Origin of the sequence: Endozoicomonas sp. GU-1 (assembly GCF_027366395.1) — a bacterium.
In the GTDB taxonomy this organism is placed as follows: domain Bacteria; phylum Pseudomonadota; class Gammaproteobacteria; order Pseudomonadales; family Endozoicomonadaceae; genus Endozoicomonas.
In genome coordinates, this window is record NZ_CP114771.1 from 4,772,906 (window position 1) to 4,787,617 (window position 14,712).

At 48.6% G+C, this 14,712-nt stretch carries 17 protein-coding genes and 1 pseudogene; 8 read left to right on the forward strand and 10 right to left on the reverse strand.

The window, feature by feature from the left end:
- Positions 1 to 6: 6 nt before the first annotated feature.
- The 6 genes from O3276_RS19795 to O3276_RS19820 all read left to right on the forward strand — a co-directional run bounded on the left by O3276_RS19795 (position 7) and on the right by O3276_RS19820 (position 5,318).
- Positions 7 to 429, forward strand: a complete 423-nt coding sequence (locus tag O3276_RS19795) for a FliH/SctL family protein (protein WP_269672864.1) — start codon at positions 7 to 9, stop codon at positions 427 to 429.
- Between the two features lie 14 nt (positions 430 to 443).
- Positions 444 to 800: a FliH/SctL family protein gene (locus O3276_RS19800; RefSeq protein WP_269676022.1), complete on the forward strand. Its 357-nt coding sequence runs from the start codon at positions 444 to 446 to the stop codon at positions 798 to 800.
- Positions 797 to 2,140, forward strand: a complete 1,344-nt coding sequence (locus O3276_RS19805) for a FliI/YscN family ATPase (protein ID WP_269672865.1) — start codon at positions 797 to 799, stop codon at positions 2,138 to 2,140. The genes O3276_RS19800 and O3276_RS19805 overlap by 4 nt, the downstream gene beginning before the upstream one ends.
- Positions 2,133 to 2,546, forward strand: a complete 414-nt coding sequence (locus O3276_RS19810; protein ID WP_269672866.1) for a hypothetical protein — start codon at positions 2,133 to 2,135, stop codon at positions 2,544 to 2,546. Before O3276_RS19805 ends, O3276_RS19810 begins: the two co-directional genes overlap by 8 nt.
- A 68-nt stretch (positions 2,547 to 2,614) precedes the next feature.
- Complete coding sequence (gene flgA / locus O3276_RS19815) at positions 2,615 to 3,343, forward strand: flagellar basal body P-ring formation chaperone FlgA (protein ID WP_269672867.1); 729 nt, start codon at positions 2,615 to 2,617, stop codon at positions 3,341 to 3,343.
- 169 nt (positions 3,344 to 3,512) lie between these two features.
- Positions 3,513 to 5,318: an N-6 DNA methylase gene (locus O3276_RS19820; RefSeq protein ID WP_269672868.1), complete on the forward strand. Its 1,806-nt coding sequence runs from the start codon at positions 3,513 to 3,515 to the stop codon at positions 5,316 to 5,318.
- A 30-nt stretch (positions 5,319 to 5,348) separates the two neighbouring features.
- Here O3276_RS19820 and fliP read toward each other — a convergent pair whose 3' ends face one another.
- From fliP to O3276_RS19845, 6 genes and pseudogenes are all read right to left on the reverse strand, one after another.
- Positions 5,349 to 6,107, reverse strand: a complete 759-nt coding sequence (gene fliP, locus O3276_RS19825) for a flagellar type III secretion system pore protein FliP (protein WP_442876539.1) — start codon at positions 6,105 to 6,107, stop codon at positions 5,349 to 5,351.
- Complete coding sequence (gene fliN / locus O3276_RS19830) at positions 6,108 to 6,482, reverse strand: flagellar motor switch protein FliN (protein ID WP_269672869.1); 375 nt, start codon at positions 6,480 to 6,482, stop codon at positions 6,108 to 6,110.
- The gene (locus O3276_RS19835) at positions 6,475 to 6,633 is read right to left on the reverse strand and encodes a hypothetical protein (protein WP_269672870.1); all 159 of its coding nucleotides are present in this window, start codon (positions 6,631 to 6,633) and stop codon (positions 6,475 to 6,477) included. Before O3276_RS19835 ends, fliN begins: the two co-directional genes overlap by 8 nt.
- Complete coding sequence (locus tag O3276_RS25900; protein WP_442876540.1) at positions 6,584 to 6,745, reverse strand: FliM/FliN family flagellar motor switch protein; 162 nt, start codon at positions 6,743 to 6,745, stop codon at positions 6,584 to 6,586. The genes O3276_RS19835 and O3276_RS25900 overlap by 50 nt, the downstream gene beginning before the upstream one ends.
- Complete coding sequence (locus O3276_RS19840) at positions 6,739 to 7,467, reverse strand: hypothetical protein (protein WP_269672871.1); 729 nt, start codon at positions 7,465 to 7,467, stop codon at positions 6,739 to 6,741. Before O3276_RS19840 ends, O3276_RS25900 begins: the two co-directional genes overlap by 7 nt.
- Positions 7,468 to 7,590: 123 nt before the next feature.
- Positions 7,591 to 7,902: pseudogene (locus tag O3276_RS19845) on the reverse strand (FHIPEP family type III secretion protein); the annotation flags it as partial.
- Positions 7,903 to 8,023: 121 nt separating this feature from the next.
- On the opposite strand from O3276_RS19845, the gene O3276_RS19850 reads away from it, so the two are divergent.
- The gene (locus O3276_RS19850; RefSeq protein WP_269672872.1) at positions 8,024 to 9,427 is read left to right on the forward strand and encodes a hypothetical protein; all 1,404 of its coding nucleotides are present in this window, start codon (positions 8,024 to 8,026) and stop codon (positions 9,425 to 9,427) included.
- 33 nt (positions 9,428 to 9,460) lie between these two features.
- Here O3276_RS19850 and flhA read toward each other — a convergent pair whose 3' ends face one another.
- From flhA to O3276_RS19870, 4 genes are read right to left on the reverse strand one after another with little or no spacing between them, the layout of a single operon-like run.
- Positions 9,461 to 11,368, reverse strand: a complete 1,908-nt coding sequence (flhA, locus tag O3276_RS19855; RefSeq protein WP_269672873.1) for a flagellar biosynthesis protein FlhA — start codon at positions 11,366 to 11,368, stop codon at positions 9,461 to 9,463.
- Positions 11,369 to 11,394: 26 nt separating this feature from the next.
- Complete coding sequence (gene flhB / locus O3276_RS19860; protein ID WP_269672874.1) at positions 11,395 to 12,543, reverse strand: flagellar biosynthesis protein FlhB; 1,149 nt, start codon at positions 12,541 to 12,543, stop codon at positions 11,395 to 11,397.
- A gap of 16 nt (positions 12,544 to 12,559) precedes the next feature.
- The gene (gene fliR, locus O3276_RS19865) at positions 12,560 to 13,333 is read right to left on the reverse strand and encodes a flagellar biosynthetic protein FliR (protein WP_269672875.1); all 774 of its coding nucleotides are present in this window, start codon (positions 13,331 to 13,333) and stop codon (positions 12,560 to 12,562) included.
- Positions 13,333 to 13,602 (reverse strand): flagellar biosynthetic protein FliQ, encoded by a 270-nt coding sequence (locus O3276_RS19870; RefSeq protein ID WP_269672876.1) that lies wholly within the window; start codon positions 13,600 to 13,602, stop codon positions 13,333 to 13,335. Before O3276_RS19870 ends, fliR begins: the two co-directional genes overlap by 1 nt.
- 219 nt (positions 13,603 to 13,821) lie before the next feature.
- Here O3276_RS19870 and O3276_RS19875 point away from each other — a divergent pair, with 219 nt between their 5' ends.
- Positions 13,822 to 14,655 (forward strand): flagellin N-terminal helical domain-containing protein, encoded by an 834-nt coding sequence (locus tag O3276_RS19875; protein WP_269672877.1) that lies wholly within the window; start codon positions 13,822 to 13,824, stop codon positions 14,653 to 14,655.
- The last annotated feature ends 57 nt before the right edge of the window (positions 14,656 to 14,712 follow it).

Genomic DNA, 14,712 nt, shown 5'->3' on the forward strand with positions numbered 1-14,712 from the left:
GCTACCATGAAAAACAGAAACAGAATCTGGCAGCCTGAGACAGCGGCCTATAAACGGTTTCAGTTTCCCGTGCATGATCGTGAGTCTATTCAGGAGCCCACTGGCGTTGCATCCACTGAAAACGAAGCAGACCTCTTTAAAGAAAAACGTTACCAGACGCCCTCCATCAAGCCAGAGTCCGCTGCCCCGAATTCAAATAACCGGCAGAGCTTTGACGCTGCGGAAAAAGTGCGGGCAGAAAACCATGCGGCACAGATGCAAAAGGTTGAGAAGCAAAGCTATCAACGGGGCTATGAAGAAGGCAGGCGTCTGGGATTTGAGGAAGCCTCCGGTAAAGTAGCCAGTCAGGCGCAGCAGGTTTCTGAACAACATAAAGCCTTTTTGAGAGCCTTCATAAGGAGCTGGCATCACTACAGACGGAACACCTGAAAAATCGTGAACAACTGTCGATCTGGCTGGGACAGGTTGTGGAAGAAGTATGCCGCCAGGTGGTTCGTACGGAAGTCAGTACACAACAGGGACAAATTGTCGAGATTATTCGCCAGACTCTGGACCTTATACCGGAAAGTGATGAGTACTCGATTCATGTTTGTGAGCAGGATGCAGAGCTTCTCAGAGAAGTGAAACCGGATTTTGGTATTCCATGGCAACTGTCAGTAAGCCAGGAGTTGACTCCCGGAGACTGTCGTATTGTTGCCAGTGATGGAGAGGCCGATGCCCGTCTGGAGAGCAGGCTGATGCAATGTCTGGATATTATTCGGGAATCCCTGCCGGCAAATCTGGAGGCGGTCACTTCATGACAGGGCTGACGATGGAGGGTGATACCCTGATCAATCGCTTACGTTCTGTCCCCGTGGCCACAGTGACTGGCCGGGTCGCATCGATCAACGGCTTACTGCTTGAGGCGACGGGTATTAAATTGCCAGTGGGCCAGTTGTGTCGCATTCGCTCACGATCCGGTGGGGAGTTCGATGCAGAAGTGGTTGGGTTTAATAAAAAGCAGTCCTTTCTTATGTCACTGTCTACTCATCAGGAGGGCCTGGCTCCAGGCGATCTGATTATTCCGGCTGCAAGCAATAAAAGTGTACCGATAGACAGTGGACTTATTGGCCGTGTAATAGACGCTATGGGACAACCATTGGATAACCAGCCACTGGTGGTCAACGAGCGTATACCGGTTTTGCCTCATCCCATAAACCCTATGCACCGAAGAGCGGTTGATACGCCACAGTATGTCGGGATCAGGGCCATTGATGGACTGCTAACCCTGGGTCAGGGGCAGAGAGTTGGCCTGTTGGCGGGGAGCGGTGTCGGTAAGAGTACATTACTTGGCATGATGACCAGGAACACTCAGGCGGATGTAACGGTGGTTGGGCTTATTGGTGAGCGCTCCAGGGAAGTGAAAGAGTTTGTTGAAAATACCCTGGGAGCAGAGGGGATGGCCCGAACCATTGTCGTTGCTGCACCGGGTGATGAATCTCCGGTCAGAAGAATTCGCGCAGCCTCCTATTGTCATCGCATTGCCGAGTACTTCAGGGATCAGGGGAAATCAGTCTTACTGCTGATGGACTCATTAACCCGGTATGCCCAGGCGCATCGAGAGGTGGCACTGGCCATGGGAGAAGCACCTGCCTCACGGGGATTTCCTCCTTCGGTATTCAGTAAAATTCCCATTCTGCTGGAACGTTCCGGAACCGGGACAGGCAATGGGGCTATTACTGCCGTCTATACCGTTCTGGCAGATGGTGATGACCTGATGGATCCTATAGTAGACAGTGCTCGTTCGGTACTGGATGGGCATATTGTCTTGAGTCGGGAACTTGCCGAGAAAGGGCATTACCCGGCCATTGATCTGGACAAATCGATAAGCCGGGTGATGCCCCAGGTGGTGGATGAACGTCAGCGGGAAAATGCCGGCCACTTTCGCCGCTACTATGCCAGATATAACCAATTTCAGGAGCTTATGGCCATTGGTGCCTATCAGGCGGGCGCTGATCCTGAACTGGATCGTGCCATTGAGCTGCGGCCGTCCATGGAGCAGTTTCTGCAACAGAGCCGCTTTGAACAGGTGAACCCGGAAGACAGCACCCAGCTGCTTAATCGCATGATGGTAAGAAAGGAAGTGTTGACCCATGGCTGATGAGCAGCAGCTTAAGAGCCTCTGCAAAGCGATGGATTGCCAAACCAGGCGGCTGCAACAACAGGTTGCGGTAGCACAATCCGAAGTATTGGCGCTTGATCAGCAGAAACAGCTGATCACTGGCTCTCAAGACAGCAGCGCCCTGAACTTTGGCCATACCGTTAATGCCTTGTCATGCTGGAATCGAAACCAGTTCTCCACTTTAATTAACGACGTTTTATTATTACTGGATCAGAAACTCACCGCCCGGCAGCAGAGCCTTGAGCTACTGGCAGCCAGCCTTGAAGAGCAGAAGAAAAAAACTCGCGGCCTGGAGCACCTTTCCCATAAGGCACACATCAGGAACAGAAAACGAGAAGATCAACTGATGAAACGTGAGTTGGAAGAAGTCCTGCAACGATATTGATACCGGTTTTCCCATAATAGACGATTGTGATAGCCTGATTGCTGAATGAGCAAAAGCAGGGATCGCACATGTCATTCAGCAAACCGCTTCTGTCCGGTATTTTCGCCTCACTACTTTTTGCCCCATTGCTGCCTGGCAGCACGCCTCTTTTTGCCGCCCAGCCGTCGATTGAAGAGACCATTAATGATCGGGTTGCCAACTATTTAGATAAATCGCTTGGCAACTTCCTGCAAGCCTACCCTGATGCCAGCCAATCCATAACGGTAAGACCATTAAAAAAGATCCCCGGACATTGTCAGCAGGCTCTGAGGGTTTCCAGACGGTCTGATCATCGTCCCCCTGTTGGCCAGGTAAGGCTGAACGTTGAGTGCCCCGGGCAATGGCGACATTATGTGACCGCCGATGTAGACGTTCAGGTTCCTGCAGTTCATGTTCGCCAGGCGTTATCCCGGGGAGATATCCTCACTGAGGATGCTTTGCAGTTGATAAGGGTTTCCTGGGACAAATTAAGAGGTGATTTTTTCCAGAAGCCTGAACTGGTCACCGGGCGACAACTGAGGCGCTCACTTGCAATAGGTAGCCTGGTTGCAGGGAGCGCCCTGGTGCCTGATTATCTGGTTCAGAAAGGACAAGTGGTCACCATACTGGCTGGAGGGGACAATCTGTACGTTGCCATGGCCGGTATTGCGCTGGAAAGTGGCTTAATGTCTGAGACTATCCGGGTTCGCAATCGCTCCTCAGGAAAGGTGGTGGATGCTCAAGTGATCGCAAAAAATAAAGTTCAGACCGGGTTGTAATTTATTTGAAGGCTTTTTCAGTATGTCATCGGGGAAAATCCACACATGAAATGGCTAATCATCTGCTGATTAGCTTTTTCTGCAGCGAAATATCGAATCAGCAGATGATTAACTATACGCTTCATTGACTACGTTCATCTGCTGTTTATTTTCTTCTAAGGGATAGATCATGGGAAAAGAGATAGTAAATGCGCTGGTGCCGGATCAGCTCAGAAAAAACAGCTGGTATCAGGATTACCTTCATCTGATGGGGCAGTTATTAGCCTGGTGTTACTTAAGTGAGAATGGTCTGCTCAATAAAGAGATACGATTTAACGGCGATATCTACCAGACTGCTGACCACTCATTGATAGCAGAAATATTGTCAGTAGGCCTGTCAGGTGTTTCTGCCTTTAAAAGCGATCCCGTCTGGAATTCAGCGTGGTCACATTACCAGCATTATCTTCAGGCTATTCCTGCGCCAGAGCTTGAACGACTGGCGACTTCTCTTGCTACCGCAAGGCGGCATGGGCTTATCCGGTATCATGAGCTGCCGGATATTCTTTATGGTAAATATCTACAAGTGCGGCCAGCTCTGCCCTCGGAAGTCAGGGATCTGGTGGCTAACCTGTTACCAAAAGACCTTCAGCATCCTGTTTATCTTTCTGGTGATGGTGCCTTTGGCTTCATGCCTTTACTGACCGGCAAAAATATTCAGCTGTTTTCTGAACACCCTCAACCTGAGACCATGCACTCTCTTATCGCTTTACTGAGTAGCCAGGTGGCTCTGCGAGAAGGAGACCCGGTGTTGAATCCGGCGTTTTTGCAACATGGCAGGCTTAGACAGTTTGCTTATGGTGTCGGAGTTTTATTGCGTGAACACAGCTATAAAGTGAATGAAGTCAGGGATCTGTTTGGCCGATTTTCTTCGGGCATACGTCAGAAGGAGATATTGTTTGTGACTCACATGCTTCACCAATGCAGTGGCTCAATGGTTTTGGTGATTCCTGGTCGTTTTCTACTGAAAAATACCGCTGAAAGCCGAAACTTCCGGAAAAAGTTGATTAAGGATGGACGTCTCTCCGGGGTTATCCGTTTACCTTCCGGTTTATTACCAGGGCGGGCTCAGCCCTTGTTTGTTCTTGTTTTTGGGGGTGATACGTCCAATACAATTTGCTTTATCAACAGTGATAACGATTATTTTAAGTCAGTCGCCGTGAAAAAGCGTGGGGAAGCAAAATATCGATTAAATAATTCGGATGTGATTGTCGAAGAAATCCGGGATCCCCGAAATACCAGAGTCAGTTATCAGGTAAATTGCACTGATTTATTGAGTGCTGGCGATACCCATTTCCCATTGGATCCGGGCCATTATCTGGGAGCCAACCGTTCTGTGGTTTTTCGTTCCACCGGAGCGGTTTCAGTATTGGACGATGGGTTTGAGATTATTCGTGCCCAGGCGTTGCGAGGTGCGGAGCATGAGCAGGATATTCGGGTATTTATGGAAGTGACGGTCAATGATATAAACGATGCCGGATTGGTTGAAGCACCCAAGCGTATTGTGCAGATTGGCCCCGACCGGTTGAAAAGAGCCAAAGGGCAGACATTACAAGCTGGCGATATATTGCTGGCGATAAAGGGGCAGGCGGGAAAACTGGCACTGGTTCCGGAATTATGTGGCAATAACTGGGTCGCTGGTCAGTCCTTTGTTATCTTACGACAAAAGCCAGGTAATGGGCTCCATAGCCCGGTTGTCCTGTTTCGATTTCTGAAGTCTGAGACGGGCCGGAAACTGATTGATTCGATACGTACAGATAATAATGTGCCATTTATCCACAGTCAGGATTTAAAGCAGTTACCGGTACCTTGCTGGTCCGACCTGGAGCAGGAGCAGGCCTGTCAGGCCCATGAGGAAGTGTTAAAACTCTATGCCAGGATGAAATTTTTCCGGGAAAAGGCTGAGCTGATTGAGCGGGCAATACTAAAAGAAGCCTGATTATTCAGGCGTCCGTTGTTTAACGTTTGTTCAAAAAAAGCTGGATGCCATGGTTCCCATAATCATTGCCCAGCCATCCACCAGAACAAACAGCATTAATTTAAATGGCAGAGAGATCATCTGTGGTGACAGCATAATCATGCCCATTGCCATCAAAACACTGGCCACCACAAGGTCAATGACCAGAAAGGGAATATAAATAATAAAACCGATCTGGAAAGCGGTTTTCAGTTCGCTGGTTACAAAAGCAGGTATTGCGATTGATAAGGGCGTATCTGTCAGATTTACCGGTATGTCCTGTTTGGCGATAGTGAAGAACAGTTCAAGATCCGTTTCCCTGGTCTGTTTCAACATAAAGTCTTTCACTGGCAAGCTGGCCTGTGTCAGTGCTTCCAGTAAAGTCTGGCTATCTTCCAGGTAGGGGACCACTGCCAAGGCATAAATGTCTTCAAATAGTGGCGTCATGATCAGTAGGGTCAACGCCAGCGTAATACCCAGCAACACTTGGTTAGGCGGCGTTTGTTGTAAACCCAGCGCCTGCCTGAGAATGGCCAGAACGATGATGATGCGGGTAAACGACGTCATCATCAATAACGCTGCCGGGATAAAACTGAGTAACGTCATCAGAATCAGGATCTGAAGACTGGCACTGTACTCCGTTGCATCCCCGTTGCTGGTTACCGTGATCAGTGGCAGGCCTGACTCGGCAAAACTGTCAACAGCAAAAAAGCAGAAGAAGGCTGATAATGCGAACGTCATCAGCCTGTATTTATTGTTGTTGTTTTTCATTCAGGAAATATGCTTCAGTCTTTCTGATTCACTGACCACATCCAGGAAACGAATGCCGTATTTATCATGAATAACCACGACTTCGGCATAGGCAATGAGTTTGCCATTCACCATCACTTCCAACGGCTCTGAAGCCTCTTTTTCCAGCTCAACAATAGAGCCTTTGTTCAGGCGCATTAAATCACCGATATTAATTTTAGTGCTGCCCAGTTCCAGCGAAAGGGTGACGGGGATATCCAGGATCATCCCCAGGTCACTCATGGCCTGGGGGAGATTTGCTGTCTCTTCAACGGGCTGGGTGGATTGTTCAGATTCCAGGCTGTCCTGAAAGCTCATGCTGTCGTTTGGGGTAACGCTGTCGTCTTCATTACTCATGGATTTCCTTCTCCTCGTGCTGGTACACCTCTACTTCTTCGCTGTGCAATTTTTTGGTGATCTTGATGGCCAGACTGTTCTGTACCGTGCATACCGACGCTTTAAAGCAGGGCACGCCTGCAACTTTGACGGTAACATTGGGGGGGGACATCGGCCTGAATGATCTGACCGGGCTTCAGTCGCATCACATCTCTGAGGCTGATATCAACTTCACAGAGCCGGGAGGATACTTCCAGCGGGGCCTGCATCAATCCCATCAGCATATTGCGTTGCCACTGAGGGTCCTGCTCAGCAAATTTAAAGGCCTGGAGTTTTCTCTCACGGGTTCCAGTGCCTGATAGGGCATGACGATATGGAGTGCGCAGGATTGACTGCCCAGCTGTAGCGTAAACTGGCTCAGCAGAATGATTTCGGTGTCCGATCGAAACAGTGTTGAAACCGGGCTGTTGTAATTATCCGCCAGTTTGATTTTAAACGAGAGTATACTGCCCCAGGCTTCTGTCTGTTTATCTGCAGCAGCTTTGAGAACTCTCAGCAATATTCTGATTTCAGCGGTTGTCAGTTCGTTGCGTTTTGGATTTACACTATCTCCGGATCCGCTAAAAAAAATATCCACCAGAGAAAAAAGCATCGGAGATTCAATCGCCATAAATCCAGAGCATTTCAGCGTGGTTGATTTATAGATATGTTTGATATCGGGGGTTGTGTCATTGGCAAGGTAATCGCCCACTTGTAATGAATCAACACTGTCAAACTGCACATCAATGTTATGCCGGAACAGGCTGCTGATGGCATGTCTGAACAGTTGTGAGAAACGCTGGTTGATCAGCTCCAGCGTAGGTAGCAGGTCATGAATCTTATAATCCGGATTGGTCAGATCATAAGTTTCAAGATCTTTAAATTCAGAAGAAGAGTGTACCTTCTGTACTTTTGCAGTACCTGACAGCTCCCGGCTGTTCAGTGATGATTTTGATTTCCTGTCCATGGAAATACCTGCCCGAAGGGAACACGAAGCGAAATTTGCCAGCTTTCTTTATGAAGTTGAAATAGCTATTTTCACGATACCGTTATCAAGCCTTAAAAACAAACAACTTTTCTGTTATGGGGTTTACCCGACTTTGCCTACGACAATGACCTCTTTATTTTCAGGTATTTCATTAAACGACAGTACGTGCATGCCATCAGTGCACAGTCTTGCATAGCGGGCCATAGCCGGGCGAATGGTATCGTTGACCAGCATGATGGGCGGCTTTCCTTCGGCAATCAATTTATCAGCAACAACGGGTAGCTGCTGCTGAAGCTGTTCAGCAATACCCGGCTCCAGTGGCAGGGAGTCCGGTGAGAAATGGCTGTTTTTTACCGCCTGTTGAAAGCTCTTCATGATGACCTGCTCCAGTTCTGGGCTCATGGTCACCGCAGGCCAGTAATTCCCACAACGACTGAAAGCCCGCTGTTCCCAAGGTCTGGAAGCTTACAGGACAATTTCAGCTACGCAGTCTAAAATAGATGATGCTTTTGGCAAAATAGCAACACAGTATCCTATGCCTACCTCTCATAATCATTCGGTTACTACTGACCTCATTGATCTTGTCTTTGAACAAGTTCAAGAGATTCCCGATCCTCGCTCACAAAAAGGGCGCTCATCAAATTTTTCCATTTCCGATTTGTTTATGTATGCCCTTGCTGTTTTTCATAACAAAAATCCATCGTTACTGGCCTGCGATGACAAACGTGAACAGCCCACTATCAAGGAAAACGCCAAGAGTTTATATCATGTTCAAAATATACCCTGTGATACCTATCTGAGATCAATAATTGATCACGTTAAGACAAAGCATATTCGACCACTGTTTCTCGCCCTTTTTGCTTATTGTCAGCGTCGTGGGAAATTGAAACATTTTCAATATTTTAAAGAGGGCTACCTGGCTCCCATTGATGGCACACAAACTTTTACGTCAAAGAGTATCAATTGTAAAAACTGTTGCACAAAAAACGCCGACAATCCTAAAAAAACAACTGTTTTCTATCATCAGTTATCCGCGATCTGTCTTGTAAAGCCAGGATTGAAAACAGTTCTGCCGTTAATGCCAGAACCTATTACTCAACAAAAAGATGCTTCCAAAAATGACTGTGAAGTGCGTGCCCTTGAACGCATTCTGGAAGATCTCTCCAGGGAACACTACCACCTGAAATTGGTACTGGGTTTAGATGGTCTCTATTCCAAGGGGCCAACCCTTAAACTCATCCGGTCTTATGGTCACAATTTTATCACTGTTGCCAAGGACAGTGATCATGAGGCTTTGCTGGAAGCCGTTGATGATCTGGACCGGGAAGGCAAAGTCCGTCGGTTCACTTATACCGACAAACGGGGTCACCGGCATTCGTCTCGCTACGTAAACGATGTTCCACTCAATAAGTCACATCCTGATTTTATGGTCAATTATGTCGACTATGTGGAAACGGATTCGGATGGAAAAATAAAGTACTGCAATAGCTGGGTAACCAGCCTGCCCATTCACAACCATATGTGTTGCATGAAAATCATGCGAGGAGGACGCGCACGGTGGTTAATTGAAAATGAAACGTTCAATACACTGAAGAATTTGGGTTACAGTCTTGAGCATAACTATGGTCATGGTGAAGAGAATCTGGCAAGCAACTTTGCCTGTCTGATGTTTCTTGCCTTTCTGATTGATCAAATTGTTGAGCTTTCCTGCCCATTATTTAATGAAGCGCTGAAGGCTAACAAGCGGAAAAAGATTTTTTGGGAAAAGCAGAGGAATTTTTTTGAGATTTTTGTGGTTAGTTCCTGGGTGTTATTCATGAAGGGGCTGATCTTGCAGGGTACACCTGAACCAAAACCGAAAGGCAAGCGAGTGAAACCAAGTGAACAGCCAAAACGGAAAATGATCAGCATCCGGAGTTTATTCCCTGATACGGCATAGTTACCAAATAATAACCCATTTTCTTCAGTGAATTTAAGTTAACCTATGGATCAGATTTTGTGCTGAGTTTTTTGTTTGTGTCCAAAAAAGTAATGAGACAATTAAGGGAAAATCTTTATTTTTTCCCTTTTTGCGGGAATTGCTGACCGCAGGCAGTGTCTGCTGATGACCGATCAGGTTCTGCACTATGGCCCGGCGCAGGGCGACCCTGACTTCGGCCGTGAGCTGCCAGGTTTCCTTGTTATTTTCCGAGGACTCTAACAGCGTAGAGCCAATGGTACGAATATCACTGACCGGAACATCTTCCACCAATAACTCCCGGAGGACTTTGGAAAAAATGCTGATGGAAATTTTTTTCGGAATTAACTCGTCGGCCAGTTTCGGGGAGTAATGGCGTAGCTTATCCACCAGTTGTTCGACTTCATCGTGACCAAGCAGTTCACTGGCATGTTCATCGATGATTTTATTCAAGTGCGTTGCCATGACACTGGCGGGATCAACGACGGTATACCCCAGTCCTGATGCATGATCTCTGTCGGAAGGTTCAATCCACAGTGCATCCAGCTGGTAAGCCGGGTCTTTGGTTGGGGTGCCATTAAGCTCGCCAAACACCTCACCGGGGTTGATGGCTAATAACTTTCCCGGATCAACCTGCCCTTCAGCAACGGTGACTCCCTTTAATTCGATGGTATAGCTATCGGGTTTCAGGCTTAAATTGTCTTTGATATGGACACTGGGAACCAGAAAGCCCAGCTGGCGGGACTGGCTTTTGCGGATACCTTTGATCTGGGTTAACAGCTGCCCACCCTGTTTTTCGTCAGCCAGGGTAATCAGCCGGAAGCCCAGTTCTATTTTCAAGGTATCTACCGGCGGAATATCTCCCCATGACCAGGAGGTATCCGGTGAGCTTTGCTCCTCCGGCTCCCTGGTATCGTCCTGTTCAGCAGGTATTGAGTTTTTATTGAGCCACCAGAATACCAGTAAGACCAATGCACCCAGGCCCACAAAAGGAATAAATGGCATGCCGGGAACCAGCCCCATAACGATCAGGATAACACCGGTCAGCATCATGGCTTTGGGGGATGACAGCATCTGCTCCGATACCTGGTCCCCCATATCGGCGGATTCTGATACCCGGGTTACCATCATGGCAGCGGCTGTTGACAACAACAGTGACGGGATCTGGGCGACCAGACCATCACCAATGGTCAACAGTGAATAGACAGTAAAGGCCTCACCGGCACTTAGCCCATGGCCAAGCGTACCGATCAGCATACCGCCAATAATATTGATGGCCAGAATCAGCAGGCCTGCCACCGCATCGCCACGGACAAATTTACTGGCACCGTCCATGGAACCGTAGAAATCTGCCTCCCGTCGTACACTCTCCCGACGGTCATGGGCTTTTTGCTGGTCAATAATGCCAGCATTCAAATCGGCATCAATGGCCATCTGCTTGCCCGGAAGAGCGTCCAGAGTGAAACGGGCGGTAACTTCTGATATTCGACCTGCCCCTTTGGTAACGACGACAAAGTTGATAATGACCAGAATGGCAAAAACCACCAGGCCGACCACATAGTTGTTGCCAATCACCACCTCACCAAAGGATTGAATCACTTTACCGGCAGCATCCGGGCCGGTATGACCGTTCAGTAAAACGACACGGGTTGAGGCAACATTCAGGGCCAGACGGAGTAAGGTAGAGACCAGCAGAATGGTTGGGAAAACGGCAAAATCCAATGGCCTGAGCGTGTAAACACTGACCAGTAAAACCAGCAGGGAGAGGGCTATGTTAAAGGTGAAAAAAGCATCCAGCATAAAAGACGGCATGGGGAGTGTTACCATGCCAAGGGTCATCAGAACGACCAATGGAATACCAATACGCAGTCCATTGGTTTTGCCCGATAACTCTCCCAGCAGACGTTGAGCTTCCCTGATCATTGTCTGGTCCTTGTGATAAAGCCTGGTTATCCCTGCTTATCCCACTTTTCCTGAAAAGCACGGGGAACCTCCGGTTCCGGCATTTCTGGCCTTGTGGGCATTCTTCCAGCCTGATAGTCATTCAGGTGCTTGATGTAAGCCAATATCTGAGCGACAGCTATGTACAGCTCGTCGGCTATTTCCTGGTTTAGTCCTGTCGTGTGATAGACCACCCGGGCCAGTACCGGTGACTGAATCACCGGGCGATTATATTCCCTGGCCACTGCACACATTCTCAGGGCAACCTGATCAACGCCTTTGGCCACCAGATAGGGCGCTTTTGCCCGGTGCTGGTCGTAGCGAATAGCCACGGCAAAGTGTGTCGGGTTGGTGATGATCACATCGGCTCCCGGCACCGCCTGCATCATACGTCGACCGGCAATTTCCTGCTGCTTTTCCTTCAAGCGGGAGCGAACTTCAGGCTGCCCCTCCAGCTCTTTCATTTCATCACGCATTTCCTTGGGTGTCATGCGTAACTTGCGTAAATGGCTCCATTGCTGAAATGGAATATCGATGATGCAGATAATCACCAGCGCCAGGGTCATCATCGCAATAGCCTTAACCAGGTAACCTGCTCCCAGGTAAAGGGCACTGGTAATAGATAACTGGTTAATGGTCATTAACTCGACAAAAAACCACTGGGCAGTGAGCCAGAGACAAAAGCCAAGCAGGAGCAGTTTGGCAATGGACTTGACCACTTCCATCAGTGAGCGGGCCGAAAACATCCGCTGCAGTCCTTTCAGTGGACTGATGCGTTCGCCTTTAAACTGCAGCAGCTTATTACTGAACAGCCAGCCACCCAGTGCCAGGGAAGCACCAACGGTAGCCAGGGTGATCAGCAGGAAAAACGGCATCAGCCCTGAGAACCCTTCGGTCAGGCTGTTAACCAGATGGCTTTTCAGCCAGTTTTCCTGACGAAGCACGGCTTTATCAAAGGTGAAACTGGTGCGCATAACGCTCTGCAACTGCTGGCTGATCAGGTTGCCGCTAAACCACATGGCCAGCAAGGTACCGCCAATCAGGGCGGTAGTCACCAGCTCCCGGGAGCGGGGAACCTGACCTTCTTCCCGGCTTTTCTGGATTTTTCGTTCGGAAGGCTCTTCGGTGCGTTCTTCCTGTTGGGGGTCATCGGCCATTCTTGAGAACCCTCATCTATAACAGCAGGCTGGACAGTGCTTCCAGCCCCGCTTCTGTGAATCGAACGAATATTCCTGAAAACTGACTGCTGACCAGCATTAAAATAATCAGACCGCCCAGCATGGTCAGCGGGAAGCCAAGGCTGAAAATATTGAACTGGGGTGCTGAGCGGTTCATTACGCCAAAGGTAAAGGAGACAATCAGCAGGGAGATAATAGCGGGCACCACCATCAACAGGGCGCTGGCAAACATCCATGACACCAGCCCCGGCAATTGCTCCAAAACAATTCGGGAGAGATCAAGCGGTGCCACTGGCAGGATGGTGAAGCTCTCAATGATGATGGTAATGGCCACAAGATGCCCGTCCAAGGCCAGAAACATCAGGAAACTCAGCAGTTGAAACAGCTGACTGATAATAGGAATCTGAACACCGTTGATCGGATCGATCATCACCGACATGCCCAGCCCCATCTGCATGGAAACCAGCTCACCCGCAGAGGTGAAGATGGCAAAATAAATTTGCAGGATTAATCCCATGGCAAAGCCGATGGCCAATTGTTGCAGGGTAATCAGCAGAGCTGCTCCTGATATAGGCTCCACGGCAGGAACAGCGGGCAGTAATGGGGCTATCAGAAAGGAAATGGCCAATGCCATCAGCAGGCGTATTCTGGGGGCAACCACCTGACTGCTGACCATGGGCATGGTCATCAACAGCGCGGCAACCCGAAACAGGGGCCAGAAGTACTGACCAAGCCAGCCGGTCAGCTCGCTGAAGGTAAACCCGATCATCAGGCCAGCAGCTCCGGGACCAGCTCATAAAGCCGGATAAACAGATCCATAGACTCCTGAATCAGCCAGTTGCCTGCCAGGCCAATGGTAATCAGGGTGGCCAGCAGTCGTGGCAGAAAGCTCAGTGTCTGTTCATTGATCTGGGTGGCGGCCTGAATGGTGCTGATCACCAGACCCACCAGCATGCCGGGGAGTATGATGACTGACACCATGATAACGATCAGGGTCAGTGCGTCTTTGAAAAGGTCCGCCACAACTTCCGGTGTCATGGGCTCTCCTTGCTCTGTTCCGGGTTGTTGGCCCATTTATTTATACAAAGATATATAAAATCATTTTTTTAATCTAAAAACGACTGAAAAAAATCATTAATTTGTTTAAGTGGATTCAGGCGGTCACCGAATAGTGGGGTTCAGCGTTTCTTAAAACTATAAAGAACAGAAATATCGCTGAAGTTTCATAGCGAATATCCATGGATGGAGAAATAAACAATGGCAATGACCGTAAATACCAATACTTTTTCAATGAATGCCCAGCGTCAGCTGATGCGTACCGAAGGTGGTCTGCAGAGCGCTATGCAGCGCCTTTCTTCAGGGCTTCGTATCAACAGTGCTAAGGATGATGCTGCAGGTCTGCAGATTGCCAATAGAATGCAGACACAAGTAAATGGCATGTCAGTTGCCATTCGTAACGCTAATGATGGTATTTCCTTGGCTCAGACTGCTGAGGGAGCTATGGAGGAAATGACTGTCAGCCTGCAGCGTATGAGAGACTTGGCTCTACAAGCTTCTACTGGCACATATGGAGCTGAAGATGTTAGTGCTTTGGATGCTGAGTTTGATGCTTTGGTTCTGGAGTTAGACCGTATTGCCGATACGACCGAATTTAATGAAAAGAAAATGCTGAATGGAGCAAATGCCACCATCAACATTATTGTTGGGACTGATGTAACTGCGGACAATACAATCGCTGTAACGTTCGACAACTTTGTCTCTGATAATTTTGGTAATGCTGGGGCTGATTTGACGGCACTGGATATTACTACGGGGGCAGCGGCAGCTGTTACAGCTATTGATACGGCTCTTCAGGATGTTGATACTCAGCGGGCTAGTCTGGGTGCAATACAAAATCGTCTAAGCTCTACGATCAATAATCTTTCTAATATCCGTGAAAATCTAACTGCTTCACGTAGCAGGGTGATGGATGCTGATTTTGCTAAAGAAACAGCCAAATTGAGCAGTTCTCAGGTAATGCAGCAAGCCGGTACAGCAATTCTGGCCCAGGCCAATGCTATTCCTCAGAACGTACTGTCTCTGCTCCGTTAAGTTGTGGGCAGTGGTTTCGTTTATTTCAACGGGAGCTTTTGCTCCCGTTCTTTATGT

What these genes read in the sequence shown, in the direction of transcription:
- O3276_RS19795 (WP_269672864.1), top strand. Translation starts at nt 7, where the DNA reads ATGAAAAACAGAAACAGAATCTGGCAGCCTGAGACAGCGGCCTATAAA.
- O3276_RS19805 (WP_269672865.1), top strand. Translation starts at nt 797, where the DNA reads ATGACAGGGCTGACGATGGAGGGTGATACCCTGATCAATCGCTTACGT.
- O3276_RS19810 (WP_269672866.1), top strand. Translation starts at nt 2,133, where the DNA reads ATGGCTGATGAGCAGCAGCTTAAGAGCCTCTGCAAAGCGATGGATTGC.
- flgA (WP_269672867.1), top strand. Translation starts at nt 2,615, where the DNA reads ATGTCATTCAGCAAACCGCTTCTGTCCGGTATTTTCGCCTCACTACTT.
- O3276_RS19820 (WP_269672868.1), top strand. Translation starts at nt 3,513, where the DNA reads ATGGGAAAAGAGATAGTAAATGCGCTGGTGCCGGATCAGCTCAGAAAA.
- fliP (WP_442876539.1), bottom strand. Translation starts at nt 6,107, where the DNA reads ATGAAAAACAACAACAATAAATACAGGCTGATGACGTTCGCATTATCA.
- fliN (WP_269672869.1), bottom strand. Translation starts at nt 6,482, where the DNA reads ATGAGTAATGAAGACGACAGCGTTACCCCAAACGACAGCATGAGCTTT.
- O3276_RS19835 (WP_269672870.1), bottom strand. Translation starts at nt 6,633, where the DNA reads ATGTCCCCCCCCAATGTTACCGTCAAAGTTGCAGGCGTGCCCTGCTTT.
- O3276_RS25900 (WP_442876540.1), bottom strand. Translation starts at nt 6,745, where the DNA reads ATGCTGATGGGATTGATGCAGGCCCCGCTGGAAGTATCCTCCCGGCTC.
- O3276_RS19840 (WP_269672871.1), bottom strand. Translation starts at nt 7,467, where the DNA reads ATGGACAGGAAATCAAAATCATCACTGAACAGCCGGGAGCTGTCAGGT.
- O3276_RS19850 (WP_269672872.1), top strand. Translation starts at nt 8,024, where the DNA reads ATGCCTACCTCTCATAATCATTCGGTTACTACTGACCTCATTGATCTT.
- flhA (WP_269672873.1), bottom strand. Translation starts at nt 11,368, where the DNA reads ATGATCAGGGAAGCTCAACGTCTGCTGGGAGAGTTATCGGGCAAAACC.
- flhB (WP_269672874.1), bottom strand. Translation starts at nt 12,543, where the DNA reads ATGGCCGATGACCCCCAACAGGAAGAACGCACCGAAGAGCCTTCCGAA.
- fliR (WP_269672875.1), bottom strand. Translation starts at nt 13,333, where the DNA reads ATGATCGGGTTTACCTTCAGCGAGCTGACCGGCTGGCTTGGTCAGTAC.
- O3276_RS19870 (WP_269672876.1), bottom strand. Translation starts at nt 13,602, where the DNA reads ATGACACCGGAAGTTGTGGCGGACCTTTTCAAAGACGCACTGACCCTG.
- O3276_RS19875 (WP_269672877.1), top strand. Translation starts at nt 13,822, where the DNA reads ATGGCAATGACCGTAAATACCAATACTTTTTCAATGAATGCCCAGCGT.